Here is a 26,280-nt window from a genome sequence, read left to right as displayed (position 1 = left end):
AAAACCGGCGAAAAGACAATACTTACGTGAGAGCCCATCCGGCCTTCGGGTATGTCAGAGACAGTGCTGCTCGTGGGTGGCGGCGGCCGGGAACACGCGATTGCGCGCTCGCTCGCGGACTCGCCGGGGGAGCTGTACGCCTGTGCCAGCAACCGGAACCCGGGCATCGTCGCCCTCGCCGACGGCTTCGAGGCACTCGATACGACCAATCCGAAGGCAGTGACGACCTACGCTCGGGAGGTTGACGCCACGCTGGCGGTCATCGGCCCCGAGGCGGCCCTCGCCGCCGGGGTCGCCGACGCGCTGGATGACGCCGGAGTCTACACTTTCGGGCCACAGGAACAGGAGGCCCGCATCGAGACGGACAAGGCGTTCCAGCGGCGGTTCATGCGCGAACACGACATCCCCGGCTGTCCGGACTTCGAGACGTTCGAGGACATGGAGGCCGCCTGCGAGTACATCGACGAGTACGACGGCGACCTCGCGGTCAAGCCTGCCGGGCTGACTGGCGGTAAGGGCGTCCGCGTCATCGGTGACCAGTGCACCGCTGAGGAGGCCAAAGAGTACCTCCGAAGCTCCGACTACGACCGCGTCGTCCTCGAAGAGCGCCTCGTCGGTGAGGAGTTCACCGTCCAGGCCTTTGTCGCAAACGGCCAACTGCGCGTCACGCCGGCGGTACAGGACCACAAGCGAGCCTACGAGGGCGACGAGGGTCCGAACACCGGCGGCATGGGGAGTTACTCCGACGCCAGCCTCCACCTACCCTTCATGGAAGAGGACGACTACATGGACGCCGTCGATGTGCTCCGTGCGACCGTCGAGGCCCTCGACGGCTACAAGGGCGTGCTGTACGGCCAGTTCATGCTCACTGAGACCGGGCCACGCGTCGTGGAGTTCAACGCCCGCTTTGGCGACCCCGAGGCGATGAACACGCTGCCGGTGCTGAACACCGACTTCCTCGACGTGCTGACTGCTGCCCGCGACGGTGACCCGCTGCCACAGCTCTCGTTCCGCCCGATGGCGACCGTCTGCAAGTACGCCGTCCCGGACGGCTATCCGACCGACCCTGACGCCGGGGCGAAGGTGACTATCGACGACGACGTAATCGCCGAAGTCGTTCAGGATCATCGCGAGCAGTCCGGCGACGACGCGGAGATAGCCCCGGAGGCACTGCTGTTCTACGCAAGCGTCGACGACCGCGAGGACGGTATCTACACCACCACCTCTCGTTCCTACGCCGTTGTTGGCCTGGCAGAGACGATTAGCGACGCGGAGGCCATCGCCGAGGAAGCGCTGCAGCGGGCCGGTACGGAGGGCCTCCGGGTCCGCCACGACATCGGCAAAGCCGACCTCGTCCAGCAGCGTATCGACCACATGGACGACATCCGCGGCGGCGCGGACTGAGCGCGCGGCATCGGAGCCGCCGGGTTTGAGTACCGCGGCCCCGTACACGACGGACGTGAGTGGTCCACGACACGACCGGCTGCGCCAGCACCCGACGCCCGGCCTGTACAACTCCCTGTTCCCGTGGCCGGACGCCAAACACCCGCTCCGGGTGATGATAAACTACGTTGTCATCCTCGTCTGTCGCATCTCGCCGAGCCTCCGGCTCAAGAACTGGCTGCTCTCGCGACTCGGTGTCACCGTCGGCGACGGTGTCGCCTGGGGGCTGGAGTCGACACCGGACGTGTTCTGGCCCGAGCTCATCACCGTCGACGACCACGCCATCATCGGGTACGACGCGACGCTGCTGTGTCACGAGTTTCTGCAAGACGAGTACCGGACCGGCGAGGTCGTCGTCGGGGAACGGGCGATGATCGGTGCAGGTGCGATTGTGCTGCCCGGCGTCGAAATCGGTCCGGGCGCACAGGTCGCGGCGAACTCGCTCGTTACTGCCGACGTGCCACCAGAGACGACGGTTGCCGGCGTCCCGGCCGAACCGTTGAGCTCGGACGACGAGCCGACCGAAGAACCATAACCTCGCTTAGCCACGAACACGGACGATGCCCGTGTTGAAGACGCGCTTGTTCGGGATGATGTACTCCTCGCCGTCGCTTTCGATACGCGTGACGAGGATGTCGACTTCCTGAACGATGCCGCTCTGGTCGCCGATGACGATTTCGTCGCCGATGCTGTACGGCTCTGTCAACAGGAGGTAGAGACCGGCCGCACCGGCCTGCAGGATGTCTTTCAGTGCCAGCCCGCAGACGAACACCAGCCCGAACGCGTACGCCCCGAGGAGAATGAGCAGGGCGAGGGTCTCGACGCCCAGTTGTCCGAGGGCGATGAGCACTGCCAGATAGAAGATGCTGTACTTGACGAGTTCGGGCAGGACCGTCGCCTCGGGCATCTTGACGCTGCGCAGCCGCTCGGAGACGATGAGTTTGGCCTTGTCGCCCGCGATGAGACCGATGATGACGGCGAACAGGGCGATAAACAGGTCGGGCAGGAACGACGTGAAGCGGGCCCAGTACAGTTCCGGGTCGGTCAGTTGCGCGATGTTGAGGACGGCGGTGACCGTCGTGATGTAGATGAATAGCGCTGCGAGATTCGAGACGATGCCGACGGTCGATGTGCCAAGTCCCCTCGCCGTCCGCTCGAAAGGCGTTCCCTCAACCGCCTCTGGGACACCGAGTTCGCGCATGAACCGCCGGGACGAGCGCCAGACGAGATAGCCAAGCACGATACCCACAGCCAGTACTACGAGCGAAAAGACGAACGTTCCCTGTGGCGAGAACACCCGCCGGATGACCGTCGCCCAGTCGAAGCCGAACTGCATCCTCAGTACTCCTCGGGGTCGATCTCGAGGACCAGCTCCCCGCCTTTGAACGCCCGTACGAGCCCGTCGCTCTCCGAGAGAACAATAGCCGTCGCCATGGTGTCACGGGTGACTGCGCCGGCCGCCATGTGCCGAGCGCCGAGTCCCTTGGGGATATCGACCCCCTCTGCGGATGGTTCGAGGTACCGATACGCGGAGACGATCTTGCCGGCGTCGGAGATGACGAACGCGCCGTCGAGCCGCGAGAACTCCTTGAGCATCACGTTGACGATGGGGTCGCCGACGTGGACGTGGGACTTCTCGAAGGGGTTGTACGACAGCGGCCGGGACTTGTTCATCACCTTGCCGGCGTCACCGACGACGAACAGAGCACCGACGGGCTTGCCCTTCTGGCCTTTCTTCCCCAGTTCGATGGCGACCTCGAAGACGTCGCGGACGACGCTCGCGTCCGCCCTGGAGTTGACGAACATGTCGTACACGCCGGAGGGGGAGAAGTCGTTGGTCTGGACCCGAACGAGCGTGTTCTCAGACCCATCCAGCACTTCGGTCACACAGAGCACCTCGTCGCCCTCGTCGACGATGCCCTGCTCTAGCGCGCCCTCGATACCGAAGCGAAGGCGCCCTTCGAGGTCGGTGAAATCAATCGGCAGTTCGACGAACGGCTCCGCATCGAGGGTGTTCTCCGGCCCGACGACGACGATCTCCTCGTCGACGTCGTCGAACTCCTCGAAGAACGACGCGTTCGGGGAAAACAGGAACACGGCGTCGACGTCTGCGACCAGGTCTCCGAGCAGGTCGCGCAACTCGTTCATTATCAGAACGATGCTGTCTGTCGAAAAAAAGGTTGCGGGCAGTCAGCCACACGTCCGACGGCGGGTCACCGGTCAGATATCTTTCGAAGGCACTGCCAGCAATTGACCGAACGCGCCGCTCTCCCCGTGGCAGTGACAGTACGTGCCGACGGTGTTGTATTCCGTGAGGCCGTCGTGTTCGCCGTCGATGCCGTCGCCGCGGACCACGTCGAAGGCGAACGACGCGTCGTTGCCGAGTGTCGCAGCGGAGTAGTGGAACTCGTGTCCGCGCCGGTGCGCTCCGGACGCGGCCACGGCGGTGTCTGACTGCGCCTCCAGCTCCACGTGGTCGAGCGCCTGGTACCGGTCCTGCATCTCGATGTTTGCGGGGAGAACCCCGGCCATCTCGTAGGTGTCGCCGTCGGTCGTCGTCAGCGATTCCGACAGCGCCATCAGCCCACCACACTCGCCGTAAATGGGGACGCTGTCGGCGGCACGACTGGCTAGCTCGTCGAGCGTGCCACCGGTTTCGAGCGACTCGCCGTGGAGTTCCGGATAGCCGCCGGGCAGATATATCGCGTCGGCGTCGGGGACTGGGTCGCCGGCGACCGGCGAGAACGGCTCGACAGTCGCCTCGGACCGGAGCCGTTCGAGCACTGAGGGATAGGTGAAACAGAACGCGCTGTCCTGTGCAACAGCGACCCGGTGGTCAGCCGGCGGGTCGCCAGTATTTCGCTCCGTAGTCGCGACTTCCGGCGGTGCCCGTGCTGTCTCGACTAGCCGCTCGACATCGATGGTCTCCGCCGCCGTCGAGAGCGCGTCGCGATTGAGACCGGCCTCCGAGCCCATGTGGAGCCCGAGATGGCGGTCGGGAATCTCCAGGTCCGACATCGGCGGAATCCGGCCGAAGTAGGCGAGGTCCTCGGGGAGTGCGTCCCTGATCCCGTCGGCGTGTCGGCCGCCGTGGGCGCGCTGTGCGAGGATGCCGGCCACGTCGATATCGACGCCGATGCGGTCGGCGTACTGTGCGAACCCGAGCGCCGTTGCGGCGACGCTTTCCATGCCGGCTTTCGCATCCACGACCAGAACGACCGGGAGGTCCAGCCCCTCGGCGACGGCTGCCGTCGATGTCTTCGTCCCATCGTAGAGCCCCATCACGCCCTCCACGACGCAGATGTCGCCCGTGCCGCGCCAGTAGGTGCGACACATACCGTCTTCGCCCGCGAGCCAGGGGTCGAGGGTCCGCGACGGCGTGTCGACAAGTGCTTCGTGATGACTTGGGTCGATGAAGTCCGGACCTGCCTTGGCCGGCTGTGGCTGATACCCGGCGTCTTCAAGTGCTGTCAGGGTCGCCAGCGTCGCAACGGTCTTGCCGACGCCGGAGCTCGTGCCGGCGAGGACGACCCCCTCCATCGTCACGTCCCCTCCTCGGCTGTCGGTGTCGGTTCGTCGCCGATCAGATCGTCGTAGATGGCCGCGAAGCGGTCCCTGACCTCTGCCATCGGGATGCCGGCGCGGTCGGCGAGTGCCAGCGCACCGCCCATGCCGACCCCCTCCTTGGCCTCGCCGGCGACGAACCGCTCCATCGCGACGTGGTCGCTCTGGTCGAAGCCGGGGTCCGTCACTGTCAGGTCGAGGTCGAGTCGGTCGGCCGACGCCCGCACGTCGGCGCTCTCGTCGTCAGCCACGTAGCTCGTCGTCGCCAGTCCGAGCGGCCCCTCGTAGCCGCCGTGCCTGACCAGCGCGGCGACGGCGACACACTGGCTGCCGCCGGCAAGCGTTACGGCGGTATCGCTCTCGACGGCCCCTGCGGTCAGCCCGGCGAGCGTCGCCAGAACGGGATCGCCCATCCGGCGGACCGCTCGCTTCGGTTCGTTCGCGGCGTCGCCCGGTGCGAGCGAACTGGCCTGCAGTCCCTCGGCGACCAGCGTTTCCTTCTGCGCTGTCGGGTTCTCCGGAAGTGACGAAGAGACCATTCCCGTTTCGCCCAGTGCACGAAGGACACCGAGCGCCGTCGTCGTCCCGCCGGGAATGGTTTCGCCCAGATACAGTTCGTCGGCCGGGAGCGACTGGCCGAACTGTCGGGCGGCCGCGAACGCCCCGTGGGCCGTCGGCACCGGGTCCTGCTCCGCGATGTCCTTGCCCGGGCGTGCGCCGACAGAGACTGTCGGTGCCCCGGTCTTTTCGGCCAAGCCGCCATCGACAACTGTGGCGTCAAATCCCAGGACTTCTCGGACGGCCCGCGTCACCAGCGCTGGCGTCGGACAGCCGCTCGGACTGACCGGCGTCACGCCCGTCCGAACTGGTGTGCCGTAGGTCACCAGTTCGGCGTCTGCAGCGGGCGTTACCGACATTAGTTCGGGATCGGCTCCGGCGGCACTGATCCCCGCCCGACCTGCGGTTTCCGTGGTTCCTGCGACGAGTGCGAAGCGCGTTCCGCCACCGGGTGAAGTCATTGTGATTGTATTACCACAAGTAAACTTTAATACCTTGGTGCCGGGGCGGCGTATGATTTATACCGTGCGCCCGCGGTTGCCCGAACATGGACGATTTCGATGAACTTCGGTCGTCGTTGACGCCGCGCGAGGACAACGAGGCGATCGCTTCCTACCAGAACACGACGGCTGTGGCCTGTCCGTCCTGTGAAGAGCCATTCGACGATATGGTCGTCTGCAAGCAGGAGTTCACCTCCCTCAATCTCGATTTCGAGATGGACCTCTGTACGACGATCAACGACGGGAAGGTCGTGCTGTTCACCCACAAATAACTGGTCGGAACTGGGACACGTCGCTGTTGTTTTCTGGTTGCTTTCTGCGTCAATAGCGTGGCGGCTGGGGCTGGTGCGCTACCGAAATCAAATGTGATAATCCCAGCGACGGCTTTTTATACGCCTCCCCTCGTTATCTGAGATAGGCACCATACTGGTGCCGCACCACCCCACCCCCCACCCCCACATTCCTTACCTTTCCACTTCCTGTGAGCCGTCGGCTCCCACACTGGCGGTTTTCGATCTCCGATAGCTCATAGTCAACCCGGGGTTGCGGTAGTTTTGGGCAGTCAGCTGTCAGGCTTGACTGGCGAGTGTGACACACCAGTACCGGCCGCTACGCTCACGGCGAATGTCCGAAAATGGAAGGGGCGGGAGTCGAACCACGCGGAGCCCTTTGCGGGGTAACCACCAACCGATTCTGGCATGTTGGTCGGTAGCGCTCTACCACTGAGCCACCCTTCCAAGCTACCCGTAATACGTTCCTGACAACCAAGTAAGTGATGATTGCGGGTGTTTCCGCACTCAACGCTCCCGACGTTCGAGTGCCGCTTAGCCGGTCGCTGATCTGTGTCTCACCAGCGGTAGCGCCCAGCGTCGGAGCGGTATCCGTCTCTGCGCCCTTTCCTATCGGATCCACAACAACTTATTTTGCGCTGGCTGGCGACACCAGTGGACGTGAGCTACACGAAAGTCAACTACACCGACGTGGAACCGGTCGCAGATGCAATGCATTTCCTTCGAGACCCGCTGGACTGTGAGCAGGTCGGCGTTACTGTCTTGGACTGTGATGCCGGCTGGACCGGCAAACCGCACGACCATGCCGATGAGGGTCACGAAGAGGTGTACATCCTTGTTGAGGGGACAGCCACCGTCGAGGTTGACGGCGAAGACGTTTCTCTCGAAGCGGGCGACGCAATCAAGCTTCCGCCGGAGGCCGAACGGACGATTCACAACGGCGAGACAGAGAGCACGTTCGTCCTCGTCGGCGCACCCTAAAAATCGCAGAAACAGCGTCGCAGCCGGTGGTCAGACCGTCAGTACGACCGGACCTTCGGTTCGTAGGTTTCCTCGTCGCCTTCGAGGATGACGGGCTTGTAGTATAGTTCCGGCTGTCCCTCGTTCCAGGCCAGCATCGTGTGCTTGATCCACTCGTCGTCCTTGCGTTCCTGGTGCTCCGCACGCCAGTGTGCGCCGCGGAACTCCTCGCGGGCAAGTGCACCAAGCGTGATTGCCTCGGCCACGTCGAGGATGTTGCGGGTCTCGATGGTGTGGATGAGGTCCGTGTTGTAGGTCCGGGACGGGTCCTCGACGGCGACGTTCTCGTATTCCTTGCGCGCCGTCCGGAGGTCCCGAAGGGCCTTTTCGAGGCCGTCCTCGGTCCGGAACACGTTGACGTTCTCGGTCATCGTCTCTTGGACGTCCGCGCGGACTTCGGCGTGGTTGATGCCGTCGGACTCAATGAGGGTCTCGATGCGCTGGCGTTCCTGCTCGACGGTGCTTTCGAGCACCGCCTTCGGTTCGACCGCGGCCCCGTCGGCGGCGACATCGTCGCTGCTGGCGTCGATTGCGCCGGGGTCGACTGGCGGCTCCACGTCGCCGGGCTCGCTCTTGGCAGAGGGGCCGGTCTGGATTTCGGCGGTCTTCATGTCTTTGCCGGCGGCGTGGTGGCCGGCGCGGGCACCGAACACGAGCAGTTCCGGCAGGGCGTTGCCCCCGAGTCGGTTCGCGCCGTGCAGCGAAACACACGCGGTCTCGCCGGCCGCGTAGAGGCCGTCGATACACGTCTCGCCGTTCTCGTCGGTTTCGACGCCACCCATGGCGTAGTGCTGGCCGGGCTTGACCGGCATCGGCTCGTCGAGGCCGTCGACACCCTCGAAATCCTCCGCGAGGTGGAGAATGTTCTCCAGTCGGTCGAGGATACGCTCCTCGCCGAGGTGGCGCATGTCGAGGTCGACGTACTCATCTTCGACACCGCGGCCCTCGTTGACTTCTGTCAGTTCGGCACGGGCGACCACGTCACGGGAGGCCAGTTCTCCCTCGTTGTTGGCGTAGCCATGCTCGAACATGAACCGCTCCTCGTTGTCGTTGTAGAGGATACCACCCTCACCGCGGACCCCCTCGGAGATGAGGACGCCCGTCGACGGCAGCGTGGTCGGGTGGAACTGGATCATCTCCATGTCCTCCATCGGCACGCCGGCGCGGTAGGCCATCGCACAGCCGTCGCCGGTGTTGGCGACGGCGTTCGTGGTGTGGTCGAAGGCCTGTCCGAGGCCGCCGGTCGCGAGAATCACGCCGTTGTTGGCGCGGAAGCCCTGAATCTCGCCGGACTTGATGTCGTATGCGACACAGCCGTGACAGACGCGGTCCTCGGGGTCGTCGTGGTCAGTGACCGCGAGCTGGGTCACGTACCACTCGTCGTACACTTCGATGCCGCGCTTGACCGCCTGCTCGTACATCGTGTGCAGCAGGTGGTGGCCGGTTTCGGCACCCGCGTACGTCGTCCGCGGATAGGAGAGACCGCCGAACGGGCGCTGGGAGACGCGGCCGTCGTCCTCGCGCGAGAAGGGCATTCCCCAGTGCTCAAGCTGGATGACCTCTTCGGGGGCGTCCTTGGCGAAGGTGTCGATGGCAGGGGCGTCGCCGAGGTAGTCGGACCCCTTCATCGTGTCGTACGCGTGGAGGTCCCAGGAGTCCCCTTCCTGGAGGGCAGCGTTGATTCCCCCCTCCGCGGCACCTGTGTGGCTCCGAACCGGATGGAGCTTGGTCACGAGGGCAACGTCTGCACCCTCTTCGTCCGCTGCAATAGCCGCCCTGAGGCCAGCGCCACCCGCGCCGACCACGATAACATCGTGTTCGTACATTGTGAGAGTGTCTCTTGGCGTAGTTTCGGCTTAGGATTAGCCAAACTTAAGCCTCCCTGTTGCGTTACTGAGTGCGACGCCAATAGCGGGATCTATCCGTTCCTGACATAGGGCCCTACTGTCACTCAGGGTGAATTTTTGACCTATCCGATGGAATTATATCACGCGCTGTGAATACTTAGGAACCAACTACTGATACTAGACCCACCGGATAGTGTCACTACGGGCCCGACCCGTTCCCACCCTGATGCCAGACCAGTATCTCACGTCAACTGATGACTTCGAAGCGGTGTTAGCAGAGGCACCCTCAGTACTGACGGTCACTGATGGCGAATTGATAATACGGTTCGTGAGCCCAGCAATCGAACGGGTGTTGGGGTACGATATGGAGTCGCTCGTCGGCACCAACTGGCTTGACCTCGTCCACCCAGAGGACGCGGAGCGGGTCCGGGCAACACTGGCGGGCGAACGGGAAGACGACGGGACGGAGTACCGGTTTCGGAACGCCGATGGTGACTGGGTCTGGCTCGAAACCATCGTCTCAGCGGATACCGAGACGGACCGCGATTGCCGGGTGTTCACCTCCCGTGATGTCAGCGACCGGCCGCGCTTCGAGGCCCGGTTCCACCAGTTCGTCACACACACCTCCGACGTACTCACCGTGTTCGACGAGCAGGGCAGCGTCGAGTATATCAGCCCATCCGTGGAACGCGTCCTCGGCTACGAACAGGACGCGATGCAGGACTCGGACCTCTTCGAGTACGTGCATCCGGACGACCTCTCGACCGCACTCACCGAGTTCGGCCGGATGATAGACGATCCGGGGTACGTCGCTGTCATCGAGCACCGGTACCGCCACGCAGATGGCGACTGGATCTGGGCGGAGTCCCGCGGCCAGCAGGTCGCGAGCGGCCCACTGGAAGACCACGTCGTCGTGACGACCCGTGATATCTCCGAGCGGAAACAGCGCGAGCAAGAACTCAAGCGACAGAACCAGCGCCTCGAACGGTTCTCGGACGCGATTAGTCACGACCTACGGAACCCGCTGGACGTTCTCGACGGCTCGCTCGAACTCGCACGCGAGACAGGCGAGGACGCACACTTCGAGCGGGCCGAGCGGAGCATCGATCGGATGTACACACTCATCGACGACCTGCTCGTGCTCGCCAAACAGGGCGTTGATCCGGCGGAAACCGAGATAGTCGATCTTAATACCCTTTCACAGCGGGCTTGGTCGATGGTCGACACCCAGGACGCAACACTTGAAACCCACGCCGACGACAGCATCAAGGCCGACGAGGGTGCGATGCTGGAATTACTGGAGAACCTCTTTCGAAACGCTATCGAACACGGTGGCGACGACGTGACCGTCACTGTCGGGACGGAATCGTGGGGATTCTATGTCACGGACGACGGGGCGGGCTTCCCCGACGGCACTGCGGACCTGTTCGAACCCGGCTACTCGACGGCCGATGACGGAACCGGATTCGGGCTCTGCATCGTCGAACAGATCGTCGACGCACACAACTGGGAAGTCATCGCGACCGACAGCGAAAGCGGCGGTGCGCGATTCGAGTTCATTTGTCGGAACTCCTGACCGCTGCGGGGGCGCTTGCGCTTTGCCGCGACAGACTGCCCCCAGTCCCTTTGCTCTGGTCAGCTGTAAGCCTACAGAGTATGAAACTCTGTATCTTCGGCGCTGGCGGTATTGGCGGCTATCTGGGCGCACGGCTGGCGCACGCGGGCCACGAGGTCCACCTCATTGCGAGAGGCGACCACCTAGCTGCATTCCAAACTGATGGGCTGCAGGTCGAGAGCATCCACGGCGATATGGCGGTTGACCTCCGGCGACCGATGACCCGGCCGAGGCCGGGTTGATGCGTCGATGAACAAGGTCGTGACAGCGATTCTCGCACTGGCGACGGCCAGACGGGAGTAACGGGCGAGCCCGACCACGACAGTACAGAGTGGGGAACGGACGCACCACGCCGTCATCGTTGTCGGACTGTGCAACGTTACATTATATCCGCTGACTGGAACCGAATGTAGCCGAACCCAAGTGATAGAACGAGCCAGCCCCCAAGAATGGCGAACCCGGCCCACTTCGGCGGGTAGAATGAAGCCGATACTGGGTAGGACATTATTTCGTCGAACGTGGGGATTATCGCCCGTGCCGCGTAGCCGACTGCCGCAGTCGGGTTGAGAGCGTGGACGACAATCAGCCACGGAGGTGCACCGGAATCTGGGGGCGTGTAGCCGACAGTGATGACCTGCAAAATAGCCGTTACAACGTCCCATCCGAGCTGAAAGAGGATGTAAAGTCCCCCCGCACCAATAACCGCTGTGTACTGAGACTTCAGTATCGACGAGAAGCCGATACCAATTGCAACATAGACCGCACCGTAGAAGACCGTCAAGATGGTGTAGAGCACAAATTTGACGGCCGCAAATGACTCGTAGGTGAACAGTGCGAAGACAGCGACGACAAAATAGCCGCTGAGGATAGCGATAGTCAAAACGGCACACCGGCCGATGAACTTCCCGAGAATAACGTCACGGCGCGAGTTCGGCAGGCCGAGCAGGAGCTTGATGCTCCCGCTGTCACGCTCACCGGCGATAGCGGCATAGGAGATGGCTAACCCCAGCAGTGGGACAAAGAAACTCATCGGCTGACCCATACTGTTGAGCAGCGCCAGCGTGCTGGTCGGGACATCGCTCGCCGAAGCCGTCAGCGGGACGTGCTGAATCGCCGCCCAGAATCCGGCAACGAGGACGAACAACAGGGTGGTAGCGAGGAACGCTCCTGAGCGGATTGCGTCGTTGAAATCTTTCCTGATGACCGCAGGGAGGGACATTTGTTGAGTAGTTGTCCAGAGCTGCCAATAAATCTTAGTAGCTCCTGAACGCACTGTGGGCCCATGTCTCTATAGTGACTGTCTCAGGCGACTCTGGGTCACAGCGGAAGCAGCGCGGAAGCCCACGACTAAAGTCGTGGGAGGAAGCGCGTACGCTTTTGAAACAACTGACCAATGACAGGTGGCGACAGACGCAGCGTACCTGACGACTAGCGGCTTTCTGCAGAAGGAATGCTATCCCGAATTCACCAGAACTTGAGGTTGTTCTTGACCGCTTCCCGCTTCAGTTCCTGGATGTGCTCGGTCAGCGGGATGTCTTTCGGACACACTTCGGTACAGGAGAACTGGGTCTGGCAGCGCCAGACGCCGTGTTCCTGTTCGATGATACGGAGTCGCTCCTGCTTGCGGTTCTCGCCTTCGCGTTCGTCCATCGCGAAGCGGTACGCCTTGTTGATGGCGGCGGGGCCGAGATACTCGTTGTCACCAGCGGCGATGTTACACGAGGACATACACGCGCCACACCAGATACACCGCGTGGACATCTTGACCTTCTCGCGGTTTTCCCGGGTCTGGCGCTGCTCTTCGAGCTTGTCGTCCGGCGTCTCGTCGGCGTCGAAGTACGGCTCGACGGCCTCCATCTGGTCGTAGAAGTGCTCCATGTCGACGACGAGGTCCTTCACCACTTCCTGGTGGGGCAGCGGCTCGATACGGACGGGGTCCTCAAGCTCGGAGATCTGCGTCTTGCAGCCGAGGCGCTGTCGTCCGTTGACGAACAGAGCGTCTGACCCACAGACAGCCTGTCGACAGGAGTGTCGGAAGGTCAGTGAGGAGTCGTAGTGGTCCCGTGCGTAGATGAGGGCATCGAGGATGGTCATGCCCTTGTGGAACGGAACACGGAAGTCGTCGAAGCGCGGTTCCTGCTTCCCCTCGACTTCAGGGTCGTAGCGGAACACTTTCAGCGTGATCGTGTCTTCGTCGTCGAGCGTCTCCTCTTCGACTTCCCGCTGGGCCTGCTCCTGTGCCTGTCGTTCGTCTCGCTGTGCGCGCCGACGATCGCCCGGGGATTCGACCTCGGGCTCTGTTTCCTCGTCGGCTTCCGTCTCGGTTTCCTGTTGTTCGATTTGCGTACTCATAGTTCAGACGAGGGTCGTCATGGCCAGCGACACGCGGGTCCCCTGCACGACGAGCAGGAGGCCGGCGATGCCAAGCATGTATTTGACTGCGTTTTTCTGGGAACCGGTGAGTCCCTGATTGACCAGCGCGTTGTACACACCGTTGACGCCGTGGAACGTCGCGGTGACGAGGAACAGCCACATCGTTGCGAAGTAGCTGACCTGACTCATCCGGGCTTGCGTGCCGAGGAACGTGATGTCAGAGGCGTGGTTCACGAAGTGCAATAGCATGAAGTGGAACGCGAGCACGCCGATGAGGAACACTGCTGTCAGCCGCTGGAACAGCCAGCGACGCCCGCCGCGGTCGAAAGAGGAGTAGTGCTGGGCCATTAGACTAGCTTCCCCCCGAGGAACGTCGGCACGCTGGCGACGACGATAGCGCCGGTCAGCAGCAGCGACGCGTAGAAGCTCTTGTCCTGCGATTCAAGGCCCACGCCGAGGTCAACCATCAGCAGTCGGATGCCGTTGAGGATGTGGAAGACGGCGACGGCCAGCAGACCGACTTCAAGGAACCGGACGATCAGCAGCGATTCGAGGCCGCTGAGCGTGCTGGTGTAGAGGTCGCTGCCTGCCTGCGCGCTCGCCGGATCGACGCCGACCGAAGTGCTCAGCACCGCGATGTGGGTGAACAGGTAGCCCACGAGAACCCAGCCGGTGAACTTGTGGAAGATCCAGGCCCACATCCCGGCCGTGAACTCCCGCCACCGTCCGAAGTCCTCGACGGTGCCGCGATTGTAAGACTGACTCATACACTGGGGGGTTAGTCCGGGGACAGATAGTAGTTTCTACAACGGACGCGTATCGCCGGAATCCCGCCCGAAGACGTTCGTCAATTGACTACTCCACAGTTACCAATCGTCGTCGTTCGTTCGGCGGTTCCACTCGATCGCCCGCTGTGTCCGGTCGTCGAGTCGGACCAGATGACAGAGCGGGTTACCGGGGTACACCAGTGGGTTTTCGAGGATGCCGACCAGCAGGCCGGTAAACGGCGCACGCATCAGCGTGTTCTCCGTCTTGAACGGGTTCGCGATCGTACAGATCACGTCGTCTTCGTACACCAAGTCGCCGCGGTCGTAGTGCATATCCACGAGGCCGCCCGAGTCCGCACGGATCCAGGTCTTTTCGCCGCTGTCGTCGATGACCGTGCGCCAGCCCGGCCACCGGACCGTATCGGAGTCCCGGAGGCCGAACTCCGCGAGCACCGATCGGACACTCTCCAGCGCTGAGTCGATGAGCGGCCGCTGGAACCGGTGGGCTTCGCCCATCTCTATCGTGATCGTTGGGACGCCCGAATCGCTCAGCTCCCGCCGGAGCGACCCCGACGGCCCTTCCGAGGAGATGATGACGTTCGATGCGAAGGCGTTTGCGACCCGCGCAACCTCGGGGTCCTCCATGTCCGCTCGGACGTGGAGCATGTTCGTCCGCCCGCGCGTGGAGGTGTGGAAATCGAGGCCCACGTCACAGGGGGCCAGGAAGTTCCGGAAGATCTCGTGGGCCATCCGCTTTGCGCTCGTCGAGTCGGGATCGCCGGGGAACGAGCGGTTCAGGTCCCGGTCGTAGATCGGCAGGTATCGCTCCTGTGCCAGAAACGCCGGGACGTTCAGCACCGGGAGACAGACCAGTGTCCCCGCCAGCCCCTCGTGGTCCCACTCGTGGGCGACCTCCCGGACGACTTCGATGCCGTTGAGTTCGTCACCGTGTGCCGCTGCGGTGAGAAACACTGTCGGACCGGGCCGCTCGCCGTTGACGATGGTAACCGGCATCCGGACGGCGTCCCCCAGATACGTCTCGCTGACCGTGTAGCGAACGTTACGGGTCTCGCCCGGCGCAACGATCCCCCCGTCGTAGGTGAACGGCTCGGCTTTGCCCATGCACTCACAACAAGAGGCGGCGGCTAAAACCCCTCCGGCGAGGCGGTCCCACGTCGGGGCCGTACGGCATGCCATATCCGTACACCTATACTGAGGCCGACAGAAAGCGACAGCATGAGCGATCAAAACCTCACGGTGGGCGTCCTCAGTCTCCACTCCAGCAAGGAGTCGAAGGCCATCCTGAACGCGGTCGACGAGATGGGCTACGGGACGGAGTGGCTTCGGACCGAAAACACCGCAATTAGCGTTGCCGACGGCGAGATGACGCTCGAACCCGACGTCGACGTGGTCGCGAATCGGCTGTTGCTCTCCAGCAGCGAACATCCCGCGGAAGGAATCGGGCTCGGGATGACTATCAGCCGGCTCGCACCGACGTTGAACGAGCCGATGGCTGCGACGACGGCCTTACACAAGTTTTCGAGCGCTGCCGCGCTGGCTGACGCTGGCGTCCCGGTCCCGGATGCGTTGCTCGCTCTGTCGAGCGATATGCTGAACGAGGAGCGGGACCGCTTCGGTGACCGCGCGGTGTACAAGACGGCTATCGGCACCCACGGCGGCGGAACGTGGATGGTTGATCTGGAAAATCAGGTCAACGCACAAGTCGGCGGTCGCTACGCGTTCTTACAGGAGTACATGGAACACGACGAGAAACGCCACCACGATCTCCGTGTGTACGTCGTCGGCGACCAGATCGTCGGGGCGATGAACCGCTACGCGCCCGATGGCGAGTGGCGGACGAACGTCGCGCTCGGCGGCGAGGTCGAGGACATGACGGGCGAACTCCCCGAGCGCGTCAGAGAGATCGCGCTCGACTCAGTCGACGCCATCGGGCTGGACTACGCCGGCGTCGACATCGTCCAGAGCGATGACGGCTACTACGTGCTCGAAGTGAACCCCACTGCCGGGTTCCGCGGCCTGTTCAAGGCCAGCGGTGTCAGTCCCGCCCCCTATATCGCTCAGCTCGCCATCGAGCGGGCCGGCGGGAGCGTCGACGATGAAACTGTCGAACGGCTCTCCGACCGACTCGACGACTCCAAGCCCGCGTGTACGCCGAAGAAGCCACAGCCGCAAGCGCAGAAAAACGTCGTCGTGGGCTACATCGAGGAGGTCGTCGTCACCGGAACGCAGGGGACAAAGTCCGTTCTCGCGAAGTCAGACACCGGTGCGACCAGAACCAGTATCGACGCCAAACTCGCCGCGGAAATCGGAACGGGGCCGATTCTCGACATCGTGAAGATCAAATCCGGGAGCCTCAAGTCCGGCCGCTCGCGCCCAGTTGTCGACCTCGTCGTCGGCGTTGGCGGGACCCAGCACACCGTCACTGCCAGCGTCGAAGACCGCGGGCACATGGACTACCCGCTGTTGCTGGGACGGGACATCCTCAAACACTACCAGGTCGACGTGAACCGCCGCGCGGACGACGAGACGGAAGTGGACACCGAGGAAGAGGAACAGAGCGAAGAGTAACGGCGCGCCAGTACCAGCTTCCGGCCCGGTTCAGTCTCCGTTCACTTCCGCGACACTCTCGGCGATGTCCTCGCTAGCCCGCCACAGATACAGGCTCGCGTAGCTCCGATACGGCGACCACCGCTCGGCGTACTCGCGCATCTCCGCGCGGCTGTAGCCCTCGCCGACGACGGCTTCGAACCCCTTCCGGATGCCGAGGTCGCCGACCGGGAACACGTCCTCGCGGCCGAACGCGAACAGCAGCTGCATGTTCGCTGTCCAGTCGCCGACGCCCGTGATGGCAGTCAGTTCCTCGTGGATTTCCTCATCAGCGGCGTCCTCGAACGTCTCCAGCGAGTAGCCGTGTTCCAGAAACGCATCGGCGACCTCGTTGACGTAGCGGGTCTTCTGCCGCGAGAGGCCGGCATCCCGGAGCACTTCGTCGTCAGCGTCTCTGATGCCTGCCGGTGTCACGGTGACGGCGTCGAACAGCCGCTCCCGTGTCGCGGCGGCCGACGCCATCGACACCTGCTGGCGGAGAATCGAGACGACGAGCCGCTCGAAGAGGTCCGACGCGGGGTCGAGCGTGAGTTCGCCGTGGGTCTCGACCAGCGGCCCGATGTCGGGGTCTGCGCGCAACGCCTCGTGTGGCGAGTTACTCATCGCTCTGTGGTACTGACTCGACGGAAAAGAACGTGTCTGTCGCTGTTAGCCGTCGGCGATGATGGGGTCGGGATTCGGTGAGGCGATGCCGGCCGCGCCGACCGGTTCGGCTGGGTTGCCGACGACCGTCGTCTCTGGGGCCACGTCATCGACGACGACAGCGCCAGCGCCGACGGATGCGTTCTCTCCGACCGTTATCGGCCCCATTATCGAGGCGTCAGCACCGACGGTCGCGCCGTCTTCGACCGTCGGATGGCGCTTTTCCCGGCGCATTGACGTGCCACCGAGGGTGACGCCGTGGTACAGGAGCACGTCGTCGCCAATCTCGGCCGTCTCGCCGACGACGATGCCCATCCCGTGGTCGATGAACACGCGCTCGCCGATCTCCGCGGCGGGGTGGATCTCGACGCCTGTCAGGAACCGCGTGACGTGGGAGATGAGCCTGGCGAGTAACCTCCGGTCGTTCGTCCAGAGCCAGTGGGCGATGCGGTAGGCCCAGATCGCGTGCAGGCCGGGGTACGTGAGCGCGACCTCCATGGCACTGGTCGCCGCCGGGTCCTTTGTGAGTGCTGTACGGATATCCGCTTTCAGTCGGTCGAACATTGGTGTGTTGTAGTGATGGCGTATCGTCTGCGCACGAGACAGTCGGTCGCGGTCCGAATCACCGGACAGAAGTTACTGAGGAGGACAACAGCGACGGGGAGAGCAGCAACTGATCACGGTCCGAAGCGGGCGAATAGCGGGGCATGAGACTCGGTCGCCCATCGTTGCTCCAACTACGTCGCTCGCTCGGTTAAAAAGCAGTGGTTCGACCATATTCACCCTCCAGCGAGCCCACGCACGTGAGACGCAGCCACCCGGGTCGGTGAGGCGGGCGAAGGACTGTCAAACGCCGACAACCGGGGCCTGTTCAAGTCATGCCCTTCCCGAGCAGTTCCCGGGCGATGATGTTCTTCTGGATCTCGGTCGTCCCCTCGTAGATCTGGGTGATCTTGGCGTCACGGTAGAACCGCTCGACATCGAAGTCATTGACGTAGCCAGCACCGCCGTGGATCTGGACGGCTTCGTCGGCGGTCTCGACGGCGACGCGGGAGGCTTTTTCCTTGGCCATCGACGCCAACTGCGTGAGCTTGTCGGCGTCGTTGTCGACGCTCCAGGCAGACTTGTGGGTGAGCTGCCGTGCGGCCTCGATTTCGGTGAATATCTCGGCGAGCTTGTGCTGGATGGCCTGAAACTCTGAGATGGACTGGCCGAACTGCTCGCGGTCCTGCGCGTACTCCAGCGCGCGCTCGGCGGCCCCGCGAGCGATACCGACGCCCTGTGCGGCCACGCCGGTCCGGGTCTCGTCGAAGAACTGCATTATCTGGAGGAAGCCGGCCCCGCGCGTTCCCACGAGGTTGTCTTCGGGGACGCGCACGTCGTTGAGGATGAGTTCTGCCGTGTCCGACGCTCGGATGCCGAGCTTTCCGGTAATCTTCTCCGCCTCGAATCCGTCGCGGTCAGACTCGACGAGGATCTGTGAGAAGCCGTTGTACCGTCCCTCCGCATCCGGGTCAGTTTCACAGAGGACGACGAAGTAGTCGCCGACCGAGCCGTTCGTGATCCACATCTTGTTGCCGTTGATGACCCACTCGTCGCCCTCCTTTCGCGCCTGCGTCGACACCGACGACACGTCAGAGCCGGTGTCGGGCTCGGAGATGGCCGCGCCCATAATGGCATCGCCCGTCGCGACGGGTTCGAGGTACTCCTCCTTCTGGGCCTCCGAGCCGAACCCGATGAGGGCGTCAGCACCGAAGGCGGCCGACTGGATGCTCAGACCGATACCGGGATCGGCCGCGAACAGCTCCTCGGCGATGATAGCGTTCGTCAGCGTATTGTAGCCTGCTCCGCCGTACTCCATCGGAATGTTCGCGCCTGTCAGCCCCATCTCGGCGGCCTTCTCGACAATCTCCCGGGGAAACTTCTCTTCCGTGTCGTACTCGGTCGCGACGGGCTTGATTTCGTTTTCCGCGAACCGGGCGATCTCGTCCTTTATCTGTCGCTGCTCTTTCGTCAGTTCGAAGTCCATATGTGGTGTGCTGACGTGATATGCATTAATGGTTTGTAATCCGAAATAAACTTGAGAGTGGTTTTCTAACGAGAGAAACGTTGAAGCCTCGGCCGGCAGTGGAACGATATGTCATGGATTTCGAGGATATTGACACTATCGCCGTGCTCGGTGCCGGGAACATGGGTCATGGAATCACCGAAGTGGCCGCGCTCGCAGGCTACGATGTGCGGATGCGGGACATCAAAGACGAGTTCGTCGAGGACGGCTACGACAACATCGAATGGTCGCTGAACAAGCTGGCCGAAAGAGACCAGCTCACGCAGGACGAGGCTGATGCGGCACTTGACCGTGTGACGCCGCTTGTCGATGTTGAGGAAGCGGTCAGCGACGTCGACGTAGTCATCGAGGCTGTGCCGGAGAAAATGGAGATCAAGAAGGACGTGTACACAGAGGTCGAAGCACACGCGCCCGAAGACGCCATCTTCGCCACGAACACGTCCAGCCTCTCTATCACGGAACTGTCGGAAGTGACCGAACGGCCCGAGCAGTTCTGTGGGATGCACTTCTTCAACCCACCTGTGCGAATGCAACTGGTCGAGGTAATCTCCGGCGCACACTCGGGCGACGACACGCTGGACGCTATCGAGGCGCTTGCGGAGGACTTCGGCAAAACGCCGGTCCGCGTCCGCAAGGACTCGCCAGGGTTCATCGTCAACCGAATTCTCGTCCCGCTGATGAACGAGGCCGCGTGGCTCGTCCACAACGATGAGGCAACTATCGCCGAGGTCGACTCGACGACGAAGTTAGACATGGGCCTGCCGATGGGGTCGTTCGAACTCTCAGATCAGGTTGGTAACGATGTGGGGTTGCACGTGCTTGAGTACATGCACGAGGTCCTCGGCGAGCCCTACGCCCCGTGTCCGTTGCTCGAAGAGAAAGTAGAGAACGAGGAACTCGGGAAGAAGACTGGGAAGGGCTTCTACGACTACGAGAACGGCGGCGTCGACATTCCGACCGACGCCGGCCGCGAAGACGTTGAGCACCGCCTCGTCGCCGTGATGGCAAACGAGGTCGGGAAGCTCGTCGAGAACGACGTCGCTCCCGTCGCGGACATCGATCAGGCTGTCCAGCTTGGCGGTGGCTTCCCGGACGGTCCTGCGAAGATTGCCGACAAGACCGGCCTTGAGACGCTCGTCGATACACTCGAAGAAACCCACGAGGCGACCGGCGCAGAGCGCTACGCCGTCTCTGACGGCCTTCGAGAGGCTGCCGAAGCGGGCGGCTTCTACGGTAGCGAGGACGATGCGCCGGCGGAGTTCGACAACGTCACGGTCGAATATCCCGGTGACATGGTCGGTCACATCGAACTCGACCGTCCCCACCGGATGAACACCGTCAGCCCGGAACTGATGGACGACCTCGCCGACGCAGTCGACCTGCTCGAAGACGACGACGAGGTGCGTGCCATCCTGCTGACCGGGGCCGGCGACAAGGCGTTCTCCGCCGGGGCCGACGTGCAGGCGATGGCCTCGAACGCGACGCCGCTGGACGCTATTGAACTCTCCCGTAAGGGCCAGCAAACCTTCGGGAAGCTCGAAGAATGTTCGATGCCGGTCGTCGCCGGCATCGACGGCTACGCGCTGGGCGGCGGGATGGAACTGGCGACCTGTGCCGACCTCCGCGTGGCCTCGGAACGCTCCGAACTGGGTCAGCCAGAACACAACCTCGGCCTGCTGCCGGGCTGGGGCGGCACGCAACGCCTCGCTCGCATCGTCGGCGAGGGCCGCGCAAAGGAGATTATCTTCACCGGCGACCGCTACGACGCCGACGAAATGGCCGAGTACGGCTTTATTAACGAGGTCGTCGACAACGACGCCCTCCACGAGCGGGCGCTGGAGATGGCCACAGACATGGCCGCCGGCCCGCCGGTCGCACAGAAACTCACCAAGCGCGCGATGCTCGCCGGCCGCGACGACATCGACGCCGGCCTCGAAGTCGAATCACAGGCCTTCGGCCACCTCATCGGCACCGACGACGTGATGGAGGGCATCAACGCGTTCATGGGCGACGGGGAGCCGGACTTCGAAGGGAAGTAATAGCGGACTCGTCCGCCAGGCAAATACGGAGCATCTTTTTCGTGGATACGTCACGGGGGCGGTCTGCTCTCCGTAGTCGCACGCCTGTGGTACGCATCCTCAGGTAGCGTCTATTTCGATGGGGTTAAATTGGTCCACCCGGAACGACTGAGTACGCTCGGTTGGTGTAGTCCGGCCAATCATCTTGGCCTTTCGAGCCGAGGACCAGGGTTCAAATCCCTGACCGAGCACATTACTGTCGCGAACTACTCCGCGAGCAACGGCGTTCGCCGCTGTTCTGTATAGCATGCTTCTGTACAGATACGGTACGTAGCGGGCTCACTGTCCAAGTTTCAGGATGTAGCCGCTCCGTGTTCCAATATACGTTCCGGACTCCGTGACCGTTGGGGCAGTCGTTGTTCCCTGAATGATGACGCGCCACATCGGGTCGCCGTCGAAGGAAAGCGCGTGTACGCCAGCGGCATCGGCACCCTGCGTCCAGCACACAACCGCATCGGATGCCGTCTGCATCTCTCGTAACGGCCGCTCGAAGGAGTGACTCCAGACGCGCTCTCCGGCACTTCGGTCAACGGCATGGACTGTCGTCTTACCAACAGGAACGCACACTGTATCGTTGGCGACGACCGGCGGACCTCTCGTGTCATCCGCTGTCGGGTACCGCCACTGTTCGGTCCCGTCCGCTGACTGGAGCGCAACTAGGCGTCCGCCGAACTCTGTCGCGTATACCGTCCCATCGCGTTCGACTGCGCCCGTCACATTGAAGCCGTCCTCAGTGGCTTTCCCCTCCCGATATTGCCAGCTGGAATCCCCTGTCGATTCGTCTATCGCAGCGAGTGCAGGCTCACCCGAATCCGTTTCTTCCCTGACGTACAGCGAATCTCCGTAGTGTCCTGACGGGTCTCCCAGCAGTCGTCCCGGATATGACCAGTGACGCGTGCCGTCGCTTGTGTCGAACGCACTGGTGCGGTCGGGCCCCTCATGGGCGTACACTGTCCCATCCTGTACCACTGCTTTGCGGATATCCCCAGTTTCACGTTCGAACCGCCTTCCGCTGTCGGCGGTGACAGCAAACAGTGACTCTCCGGCACGGTTGATCTCATCGTCATGCGTGCTTACGATGGCTGTCTCGTCGGCGGTTCCGAGAATGGACAGATATCTATCCTGTGGTTCCGTCCGCCACTGTAACTCCCCGTTCTCTAGACGAACCAGTTGCTGACCAATTCCCAGCATCCTCGTGTTCCAGCCGACGATAGCGTACACCCCGTTGGCTGCGGGAGCTACGACGGGCACGCTCTTGTTCGCCACGTAGCGCCACTGCTGTGTTCCGTCGGTGCCGACTGCGTAGACGTTCTGACTTCTGGGCGGTTGCATGCGTTCTTGGGGCGGGGTTCCTCGGTCATTGGTCCCACCGACGGCGTACACTGTCCCATCCCGCACGACCGGTCGGTCCGTCACGTAGCTAGGCCACTGTCCCGTCATGGGGCCGTTCGTCTGGTACGTCCACCGGACTGCGTCACCCTCCGGCGGGTCGGGACGCTTGTCGCTTGCCGTCCGCTGGTCCGTCGCTGTCTCAGCACGTTGGTCGGACCGCGTTGTCGTGCCCGTCGGGGTTGCTGACTCCGGCGTCGCGGTCTGGCTGCCATCGAGACCAGCGCAGCCAGCGAGCGCGGCCCCGAACGCGACCAGAAACGTCCGTCGGGATTTCATTACGACGGGCTGGCTCTCGCTCCGGCATAAGTTTCGTGTCGATTGTGTCACTGCTTTATTTGGGTGCTGTACCGTAGACCAATGACTACCGACACCGGACTCAGTACCGTATTTCGAACGACCGCCCAACTGTCAGACTCCTGTTTGTGGGGCAACCAGTGGTATCCGCTATCCTGGCAGTCGATTCGATCGAATGGACCTACAAGAACCTGTGTTGAATAATAAGATGTTATACATTCATATTTGACAAGTATATAGATAAAAGAAAACATATTTGTACACGTATATAAAGCGAGTAGTACATGGACCGACGAACATACGTGAGTACGATCGGAAGCAGCATCGCTGCACTCAGCCTTGCAGGATGTAGTGGTAGCGACGGCGGTGACGGAAGCAGTGAGTCCACGTCAACACCAGAACCAACGTACGAAGTAGATCAGGAGGCACCAGCGCGGCTGAAACTGCTCTCCGTGAGTGGGCCAAAAGAGGTCGCGTTCGGTGATACCATCGAGGGTGACGTGACCGCCGTCAACGTCGGTGGTGAGCCGATCTCCGGGGATGCAACCATAGAGTTCGTTCACTCAGAATCAGCTAACACTGAGCCACAGACAGTCACAGTCAACGCTGATGGACTGGCGTCCGGCGAAGAAGTTTCGCATAGCTATCGTGTTGACGCCGAGTATGCCGGAGCGTGGGCGTTTGAAGCGTCCTCCGACTTCTATGCTGTCGACGATACAGTCACGTCAACTGTGTCTGTCCTCCCGAAGCAGGGGAGCACTGGGGAAAGCATTGAGCTTGCCAGTGGGGTCCAGGCCACAGTGTCTGATATGACCTACGAACAGATGATAACCTACGAGCTCTCCGCTGGCGAACGGACTTTGGGCGACAACACCGCACACGCCATTCGCGAAACGGTCTCAGATAACATCCTGCTGATTCTGAGCGTTACGCTTGAGAACGGAACAGGCGAGGCCCAGACAGTGTCGAAAGACGACTTTGTCGTCCCCGAATCGAGCTTCGTGAGCCAGTCGGCTGCAAGTCGTGACGGAACGAACGCAGTCGGGGAGAACATCAATCCGGGGCAGACCTACAGCGGCCATCTGATTTACGCTGTCCCGAAGGCCAAGGTCGACGACCTCACACTCGGAATAAACCTCGCAGAAGGGAGTGCGGTCGCTGATATCGAAATCCCGCTTCAGTCACCCGGTGGCTTCCCCGAGTTCGAAATGGCGAACATCGATGTTCCGCCGGAAGACGTTACAGGCGATGAAGCAATCGTTGAGATGGAGGTCGAAAACGTCGGTGACAGCGCGGGGGTGTTCAAGTCCATACTTGAATTCAAGACGCCAGACGATCCGGGCATATTCGCTGGCTATTCCGCAGATACGTGGTACATCGACTCTGATGGACCCTACACACAGCGGATTCCCGCTGGCGAAACCAGAACCATCGAACTGGTAACGGAACCGGATTCAGACAGACGGTGGGACTACCGAACGACCCCATTCGGCGCGGAGTGGACGTTCAAGGCCGTGGAATAAGTGTAAGCACGACTTCGCCCACAACCTCACCCAGGTAACTTCTGTGTCTCCCGCTTCCCTATCGCGTCAACAGCGGTAGGTATTTTCCGGGGCCGAGCGACGGGTAGACCATGCAAGCAGTCGTACTCGCAGCGGGGCAGGGGACGCGTATGCGGCCGTTGACAGACCACACACCGAAGCCGATGCTCCCGGTCGCTGACCGGCCGCTGGTGGCACACACCGCCGATACGGCGATCCAGGCAGGGGCCGACGAACTCATCTTCGTCGTCGGCTACGAGGCCGAGGCGGTCCGCTCGTACTTCGGGGACGAGTACAGCGGCGTCCCGGTCAGCTTTGCCGTCCAAGAGGAGCAACTGGGGACTGCCGACGCGGTGGCAGCCGCGAAGGACCACCTTGATGGCCCATTCGCAGTCCTCAACGGCGACAACCTCTACGACGCTGAGAGTCTCAGTGGCCTTTTCGATGCCGCGCCGTCGGTCGCTGCCTATCGCGTCGACGACCCAACGAGCTACGGCGTGCTGTCGACAGACGGGGGTGCCGTCACCGACATCGTCGAGAAGCCAGACGAGCCGCCAACGGAGCTGGCAAACGCCGGGGCGTACGTCTTCCCAGCCGAGGCACGGGACTGGCTTGACGTGCCGCTGAGCGACCGCGGGGAGCGCGAAATCACGGACGTGCTTGCGAGAGTTATCGAGGAGGCGACGGTCACTGCCGTCGAAGTCGACCGCTGGCTGGACGTGGGCCGGCCCTGGGAGCTACTGGAAGCTAACGAGTGGAAACTGGGGCAACTGGACCGGCGACTCGACGGGGAGGTGCGCGGTGATGCTGACCTGCGCGGCGAAGTCGTCGTCGAGGAGGGCGCGGTCGTCGAACCCGGCGTCGTCATCGAGGGGCCGGCGCTGGTTCGCTCGGGCGCACACGTGGGACCGAACGCATACGTCCGGGGCGCGACCCTTCTTGGGGAGGACACTCACGTCGGCCACGGAGTCGAACTCAAGAACACAGTGTTGATGGCCGATTCCAACGTCCCGCACGTCTCTTACGTGGGTGACAGCGTCATCGGTCGCGAGGTCAACTTTGGTGCAGGAACGCAAGTGGCGAACCTCCGCCACGACGGCGATCAGGTCCGGATGACGGTGAAAGGCGACCGTGTCTCGACGGGCCGGCGGAAGTTCGGCGTCGTCGCGGGCGACGGCGCGAAGACGGCCATCAACACCAGCCTGAACGCCGGCGTCGTGCTCTCATCGGGCGCAACAACTACCCCCGGAGAGTCTGTTACCCGGGACCGATAGCGGGACTGCACAGCGGGCGTCCGTCCGGCTCACGTACACGCTACTGCCATTCTGTTACCGATTCGACATTCGTGTATGTTCGTGACGTTCAGTGCAAGTATGTGGGATTAAGTGGCGTGAAAGACACTCTCAACTAAGATGGTCGACCCGACATCAGATCACCACGAAGATATCGACGAGGACGAGGCACCGGAGTGTGCTACATGCGGTGATGCTATCGCCAACGAAGTGACTCACCGTGTTATCACATGGATAGAGGACGGCAGCGTCGAAACGGCTCACTTCTGCAACGAGGACTGCCGGACAGAGTGGCAGTAACGCGTCTGTTCTACCCGTCGTCTGGACGGCGACCGCTTGCCGTGCGTCACTCACGGTTCGGATCGTTT

At 62.5% G+C, this 26,280-nt stretch carries 25 protein-coding genes and 2 tRNA genes; 12 read left to right on the top strand and 15 right to left on the bottom strand.

Going from position 1 to position 26,280, the window contains the following annotated elements; translation table 11 throughout:
* Nucleotides 1-51 precede the first annotated feature (51 nt).
* The gene (gene purD / locus ACYJ11_RS15260) at nt 52-1,404 is read left to right on the top strand and encodes a phosphoribosylamine--glycine ligase (RefSeq protein ID WP_461648379.1); all 1,353 of its coding nucleotides are present in this window, start codon (nt 52-54) and stop codon (nt 1,402-1,404) included.
* 25 nt (nt 1,405-1,429) lie between these two features.
* Nucleotides 1,430-1,978 (top strand): acyltransferase, encoded by a 549-nt coding sequence (locus ACYJ11_RS15255; protein WP_461648378.1) that lies wholly within the window; start codon nt 1,430-1,432, stop codon nt 1,976-1,978.
* A gap of 6 nt (nt 1,979-1,984) precedes the next feature.
* Here ACYJ11_RS15255 and ACYJ11_RS15250 read toward each other — a convergent pair whose 3' ends face one another.
* The 4 genes from ACYJ11_RS15250 to ACYJ11_RS15235 form a co-directional block, all read right to left on the bottom strand.
* Nucleotides 1,985-2,779 (bottom strand): mechanosensitive ion channel domain-containing protein, encoded by a 795-nt coding sequence (locus ACYJ11_RS15250; protein WP_188980144.1) that lies wholly within the window; start codon nt 2,777-2,779, stop codon nt 1,985-1,987.
* Nucleotides 2,780-2,781: 2 nt separating this feature from the next.
* A complete protein-coding gene (gene dacZ / locus ACYJ11_RS15245) occupies nt 2,782-3,591 on the bottom strand; it encodes a diadenylate cyclase DacZ (RefSeq protein ID WP_005534138.1) in 810 nt (269 codons plus the stop codon).
* 72 nt (nt 3,592-3,663) lie between these two features.
* Nucleotides 3,664-4,983 (bottom strand): cobyrinic acid a,c-diamide synthase, encoded by a 1,320-nt coding sequence (locus ACYJ11_RS15240; protein ID WP_461648377.1) that lies wholly within the window; start codon nt 4,981-4,983, stop codon nt 3,664-3,666.
* A 2-nt stretch (nt 4,984-4,985) separates the two neighbouring features.
* Nucleotides 4,986-6,026, bottom strand: a complete 1,041-nt coding sequence (locus ACYJ11_RS15235) for a nicotinate-nucleotide--dimethylbenzimidazole phosphoribosyltransferase (protein ID WP_461648376.1) — start codon at nt 6,024-6,026, stop codon at nt 4,986-4,988.
* An 86-nt stretch (nt 6,027-6,112) separates the two neighbouring features.
* Between ACYJ11_RS15235 and ACYJ11_RS15230 the strand changes: the two genes are divergently transcribed.
* Entirely contained in the window at nt 6,113-6,337 is a 225-nt protein-coding gene (locus tag ACYJ11_RS15230; protein ID WP_005534142.1) for a DUF7385 family protein, read from the top strand.
* A 363-nt stretch (nt 6,338-6,700) separates the two neighbouring features.
* Here ACYJ11_RS15230 and ACYJ11_RS15225 read toward each other — a convergent pair.
* Nucleotides 6,701-6,802 (bottom strand) — tRNA-OTHER (locus ACYJ11_RS15225).
* A gap of 213 nt (nt 6,803-7,015) precedes the next feature.
* Between ACYJ11_RS15225 and ACYJ11_RS15220 the strand changes: the two genes are divergently transcribed.
* Entirely contained in the window at nt 7,016-7,336 is a 321-nt protein-coding gene (locus ACYJ11_RS15220; RefSeq protein WP_170096268.1) for a cupin domain-containing protein, read from the top strand.
* A 38-nt stretch (nt 7,337-7,374) separates the two neighbouring features.
* Here ACYJ11_RS15220 and ACYJ11_RS15215 read toward each other — a convergent pair whose 3' ends face one another.
* Nucleotides 7,375-9,201, bottom strand: a complete 1,827-nt coding sequence (locus ACYJ11_RS15215; RefSeq protein WP_461648375.1) for an FAD-binding protein — start codon at nt 9,199-9,201, stop codon at nt 7,375-7,377.
* Nucleotides 9,202-9,448: 247 nt separating this feature from the next.
* Between ACYJ11_RS15215 and ACYJ11_RS15210 the strand changes: the two genes are divergently transcribed.
* Entirely contained in the window at nt 9,449-10,798 is a 1,350-nt protein-coding gene (locus ACYJ11_RS15210) for a PAS domain S-box protein (protein WP_170096266.1), read from the top strand.
* Between the two features lie 80 nt (nt 10,799-10,878).
* Nucleotides 10,879-11,079, top strand: coding sequence for a 2-dehydropantoate 2-reductase (locus ACYJ11_RS15205; protein ID WP_229775383.1), 201 nt, complete (start codon nt 10,879-10,881; stop codon nt 11,077-11,079).
* Nucleotides 11,080-11,216: 137 nt separating this feature from the next.
* Here ACYJ11_RS15205 and ACYJ11_RS15200 read toward each other — a convergent pair whose 3' ends face one another.
* The 5 genes from ACYJ11_RS15200 to ACYJ11_RS15180 form a co-directional block, all read right to left on the bottom strand.
* A complete protein-coding gene (locus tag ACYJ11_RS15200; RefSeq protein ID WP_461648374.1) occupies nt 11,217-12,056 on the bottom strand; it encodes an ABC transporter permease in 840 nt (279 codons plus the stop codon).
* A 245-nt stretch (nt 12,057-12,301) separates the two neighbouring features.
* A complete protein-coding gene (locus ACYJ11_RS15195; protein ID WP_004961005.1) occupies nt 12,302-13,189 on the bottom strand; it encodes a succinate dehydrogenase/fumarate reductase iron-sulfur subunit in 888 nt (295 codons plus the stop codon).
* 3 nt (nt 13,190-13,192) lie between these two features.
* Complete coding sequence (locus tag ACYJ11_RS15190) at nt 13,193-13,558, bottom strand: succinate dehydrogenase hydrophobic membrane anchor subunit (RefSeq protein WP_004592521.1); 366 nt, start codon at nt 13,556-13,558, stop codon at nt 13,193-13,195.
* Nucleotides 13,558-13,977: a succinate dehydrogenase, cytochrome b556 subunit gene (gene sdhC / locus ACYJ11_RS15185; protein ID WP_005534156.1), complete on the bottom strand. Its 420-nt coding sequence runs from the start codon at nt 13,975-13,977 to the stop codon at nt 13,558-13,560. The genes ACYJ11_RS15190 and sdhC overlap by 1 nt, the downstream gene beginning before the upstream one ends.
* Before the next feature lie 99 nt (nt 13,978-14,076).
* Nucleotides 14,077-15,099 (bottom strand): succinylglutamate desuccinylase/aspartoacylase family protein, encoded by a 1,023-nt coding sequence (locus tag ACYJ11_RS15180; RefSeq protein WP_461648373.1) that lies wholly within the window; start codon nt 15,097-15,099, stop codon nt 14,077-14,079.
* A 114-nt stretch (nt 15,100-15,213) separates the two neighbouring features.
* On the opposite strand from ACYJ11_RS15180, the gene ACYJ11_RS15175 reads away from it, so the two are divergent.
* Nucleotides 15,214-16,566: a RimK family alpha-L-glutamate ligase gene (locus ACYJ11_RS15175; RefSeq protein ID WP_461648372.1), complete on the top strand. Its 1,353-nt coding sequence runs from the start codon at nt 15,214-15,216 to the stop codon at nt 16,564-16,566.
* A gap of 30 nt (nt 16,567-16,596) precedes the next feature.
* On the opposite strand, the gene ACYJ11_RS15170 is transcribed toward ACYJ11_RS15175, so the two are convergent.
* From ACYJ11_RS15170 to ACYJ11_RS15160, 3 genes are all read right to left on the bottom strand, one after another.
* Nucleotides 16,597-17,208, bottom strand: a complete 612-nt coding sequence (locus ACYJ11_RS15170) for a DNA-3-methyladenine glycosylase family protein (protein WP_461648371.1) — start codon at nt 17,206-17,208, stop codon at nt 16,597-16,599.
* Between the two features lie 45 nt (nt 17,209-17,253).
* Complete coding sequence (cysE, locus tag ACYJ11_RS15165) at nt 17,254-17,811, bottom strand: serine O-acetyltransferase (RefSeq protein WP_461648370.1); 558 nt, start codon at nt 17,809-17,811, stop codon at nt 17,254-17,256.
* Nucleotides 17,812-18,118: 307 nt separating this feature from the next.
* Nucleotides 18,119-19,276, bottom strand: coding sequence for an acyl-CoA dehydrogenase family protein (locus ACYJ11_RS15160; RefSeq protein WP_461648369.1), 1,158 nt, complete (start codon nt 19,274-19,276; stop codon nt 18,119-18,121).
* 113 nt (nt 19,277-19,389) lie between these two features.
* Here ACYJ11_RS15160 and ACYJ11_RS15155 point away from each other — a divergent pair, with 113 nt between their 5' ends.
* A complete protein-coding gene (locus ACYJ11_RS15155) occupies nt 19,390-21,354 on the top strand; it encodes a 3-hydroxyacyl-CoA dehydrogenase/enoyl-CoA hydratase family protein (RefSeq protein WP_461648368.1) in 1,965 nt (654 codons plus the stop codon).
* A 155-nt stretch (nt 21,355-21,509) separates the two neighbouring features.
* Nucleotides 21,510-21,584 (top strand) — tRNA-Glu (locus tag ACYJ11_RS15150).
* An 88-nt stretch (nt 21,585-21,672) separates the two neighbouring features.
* Here ACYJ11_RS15150 and ACYJ11_RS15145 read toward each other — a convergent pair.
* On the bottom strand, nt 21,673-23,061 hold the full coding sequence (locus tag ACYJ11_RS15145; RefSeq protein ID WP_461648367.1) for an outer membrane protein assembly factor BamB family protein: 1,389 nt from the start codon (nt 23,059-23,061) through the stop codon (nt 21,673-21,675).
* Between the two features lie 302 nt (nt 23,062-23,363).
* Between ACYJ11_RS15145 and ACYJ11_RS15140 the strand changes: the two genes are divergently transcribed.
* From ACYJ11_RS15140 to ACYJ11_RS15130, 3 genes are all read left to right on the top strand, one after another.
* Complete coding sequence (locus ACYJ11_RS15140) at nt 23,364-24,602, top strand: DUF4352 domain-containing protein (protein WP_461648366.1); 1,239 nt, start codon at nt 23,364-23,366, stop codon at nt 24,600-24,602.
* 110 nt (nt 24,603-24,712) lie between these two features.
* The gene (gene glmU, locus ACYJ11_RS15135) at nt 24,713-25,894 is read left to right on the top strand and encodes a bifunctional sugar-1-phosphate nucleotidylyltransferase/acetyltransferase (protein ID WP_461648365.1); all 1,182 of its coding nucleotides are present in this window, start codon (nt 24,713-24,715) and stop codon (nt 25,892-25,894) included.
* 138 nt (nt 25,895-26,032) lie between these two features.
* On the top strand, nt 26,033-26,212 hold the full coding sequence (locus tag ACYJ11_RS15130) for a DUF7576 family protein (RefSeq protein WP_170096254.1): 180 nt from the start codon (nt 26,033-26,035) through the stop codon (nt 26,210-26,212).
* Nucleotides 26,213-26,280 lie beyond the last annotated feature (68 nt).

The sequence above is a fragment of the Haloarcula sp. H-GB5 genome, assembly GCF_054850705.1.
This window is presented reverse-complemented; position numbering and strand designations above follow the sequence as displayed.

What these genes read in the sequence shown, in the direction of transcription:
- purD (WP_461648379.1), top strand. Translation starts at nt 52, where the DNA reads ATGTCAGAGACAGTGCTGCTCGTGGGTGGCGGCGGCCGGGAACACGCG.
- ACYJ11_RS15250 (WP_188980144.1), bottom strand. Translation starts at nt 2,779, where the DNA reads ATGCAGTTCGGCTTCGACTGGGCGACGGTCATCCGGCGGGTGTTCTCG.
- dacZ (WP_005534138.1), bottom strand. Translation starts at nt 3,591, where the DNA reads ATGAACGAGTTGCGCGACCTGCTCGGAGACCTGGTCGCAGACGTCGAC.
- ACYJ11_RS15240 (WP_461648377.1), bottom strand. Translation starts at nt 4,983, where the DNA reads ATGGAGGGGGTCGTCCTCGCCGGCACGAGCTCCGGCGTCGGCAAGACC.
- ACYJ11_RS15235 (WP_461648376.1), bottom strand. Translation starts at nt 6,026, where the DNA reads ATGACTTCACCCGGTGGCGGAACGCGCTTCGCACTCGTCGCAGGAACC.
- ACYJ11_RS15230 (WP_005534142.1), top strand. Translation starts at nt 6,113, where the DNA reads ATGGACGATTTCGATGAACTTCGGTCGTCGTTGACGCCGCGCGAGGAC.
- ACYJ11_RS15215 (WP_461648375.1), bottom strand. Translation starts at nt 9,201, where the DNA reads ATGTACGAACACGATGTTATCGTGGTCGGCGCGGGTGGCGCTGGCCTC.
- ACYJ11_RS15210 (WP_170096266.1), top strand. Translation starts at nt 9,449, where the DNA reads ATGCCAGACCAGTATCTCACGTCAACTGATGACTTCGAAGCGGTGTTA.
- ACYJ11_RS15205 (WP_229775383.1), top strand. Translation starts at nt 10,879, where the DNA reads ATGAAACTCTGTATCTTCGGCGCTGGCGGTATTGGCGGCTATCTGGGC.
- ACYJ11_RS15200 (WP_461648374.1), bottom strand. Translation starts at nt 12,056, where the DNA reads ATGTCCCTCCCTGCGGTCATCAGGAAAGATTTCAACGACGCAATCCGC.
- ACYJ11_RS15195 (WP_004961005.1), bottom strand. Translation starts at nt 13,189, where the DNA reads ATGAGTACGCAAATCGAACAACAGGAAACCGAGACGGAAGCCGACGAG.
- ACYJ11_RS15190 (WP_004592521.1), bottom strand. Translation starts at nt 13,558, where the DNA reads ATGGCCCAGCACTACTCCTCTTTCGACCGCGGCGGGCGTCGCTGGCTG.
- sdhC (WP_005534156.1), bottom strand. Translation starts at nt 13,977, where the DNA reads ATGAGTCAGTCTTACAATCGCGGCACCGTCGAGGACTTCGGACGGTGG.
- ACYJ11_RS15180 (WP_461648373.1), bottom strand. Translation starts at nt 15,099, where the DNA reads ATGGGCAAAGCCGAGCCGTTCACCTACGACGGGGGGATCGTTGCGCCG.
- ACYJ11_RS15175 (WP_461648372.1), top strand. Translation starts at nt 15,214, where the DNA reads ATGAGCGATCAAAACCTCACGGTGGGCGTCCTCAGTCTCCACTCCAGC.
- ACYJ11_RS15170 (WP_461648371.1), bottom strand. Translation starts at nt 17,208, where the DNA reads ATGAGTAACTCGCCACACGAGGCGTTGCGCGCAGACCCCGACATCGGG.
- cysE (WP_461648370.1), bottom strand. Translation starts at nt 17,811, where the DNA reads ATGTTCGACCGACTGAAAGCGGATATCCGTACAGCACTCACAAAGGAC.
- ACYJ11_RS15160 (WP_461648369.1), bottom strand. Translation starts at nt 19,276, where the DNA reads ATGGACTTCGAACTGACGAAAGAGCAGCGACAGATAAAGGACGAGATC.
- ACYJ11_RS15155 (WP_461648368.1), top strand. Translation starts at nt 19,390, where the DNA reads ATGGATTTCGAGGATATTGACACTATCGCCGTGCTCGGTGCCGGGAAC.
- ACYJ11_RS15145 (WP_461648367.1), bottom strand. Translation starts at nt 23,061, where the DNA reads ATGAAATCCCGACGGACGTTTCTGGTCGCGTTCGGGGCCGCGCTCGCT.
- ACYJ11_RS15140 (WP_461648366.1), top strand. Translation starts at nt 23,364, where the DNA reads ATGGACCGACGAACATACGTGAGTACGATCGGAAGCAGCATCGCTGCA.
- glmU (WP_461648365.1), top strand. Translation starts at nt 24,713, where the DNA reads ATGCAAGCAGTCGTACTCGCAGCGGGGCAGGGGACGCGTATGCGGCCG.
- ACYJ11_RS15130 (WP_170096254.1), top strand. Translation starts at nt 26,033, where the DNA reads ATGGTCGACCCGACATCAGATCACCACGAAGATATCGACGAGGACGAG.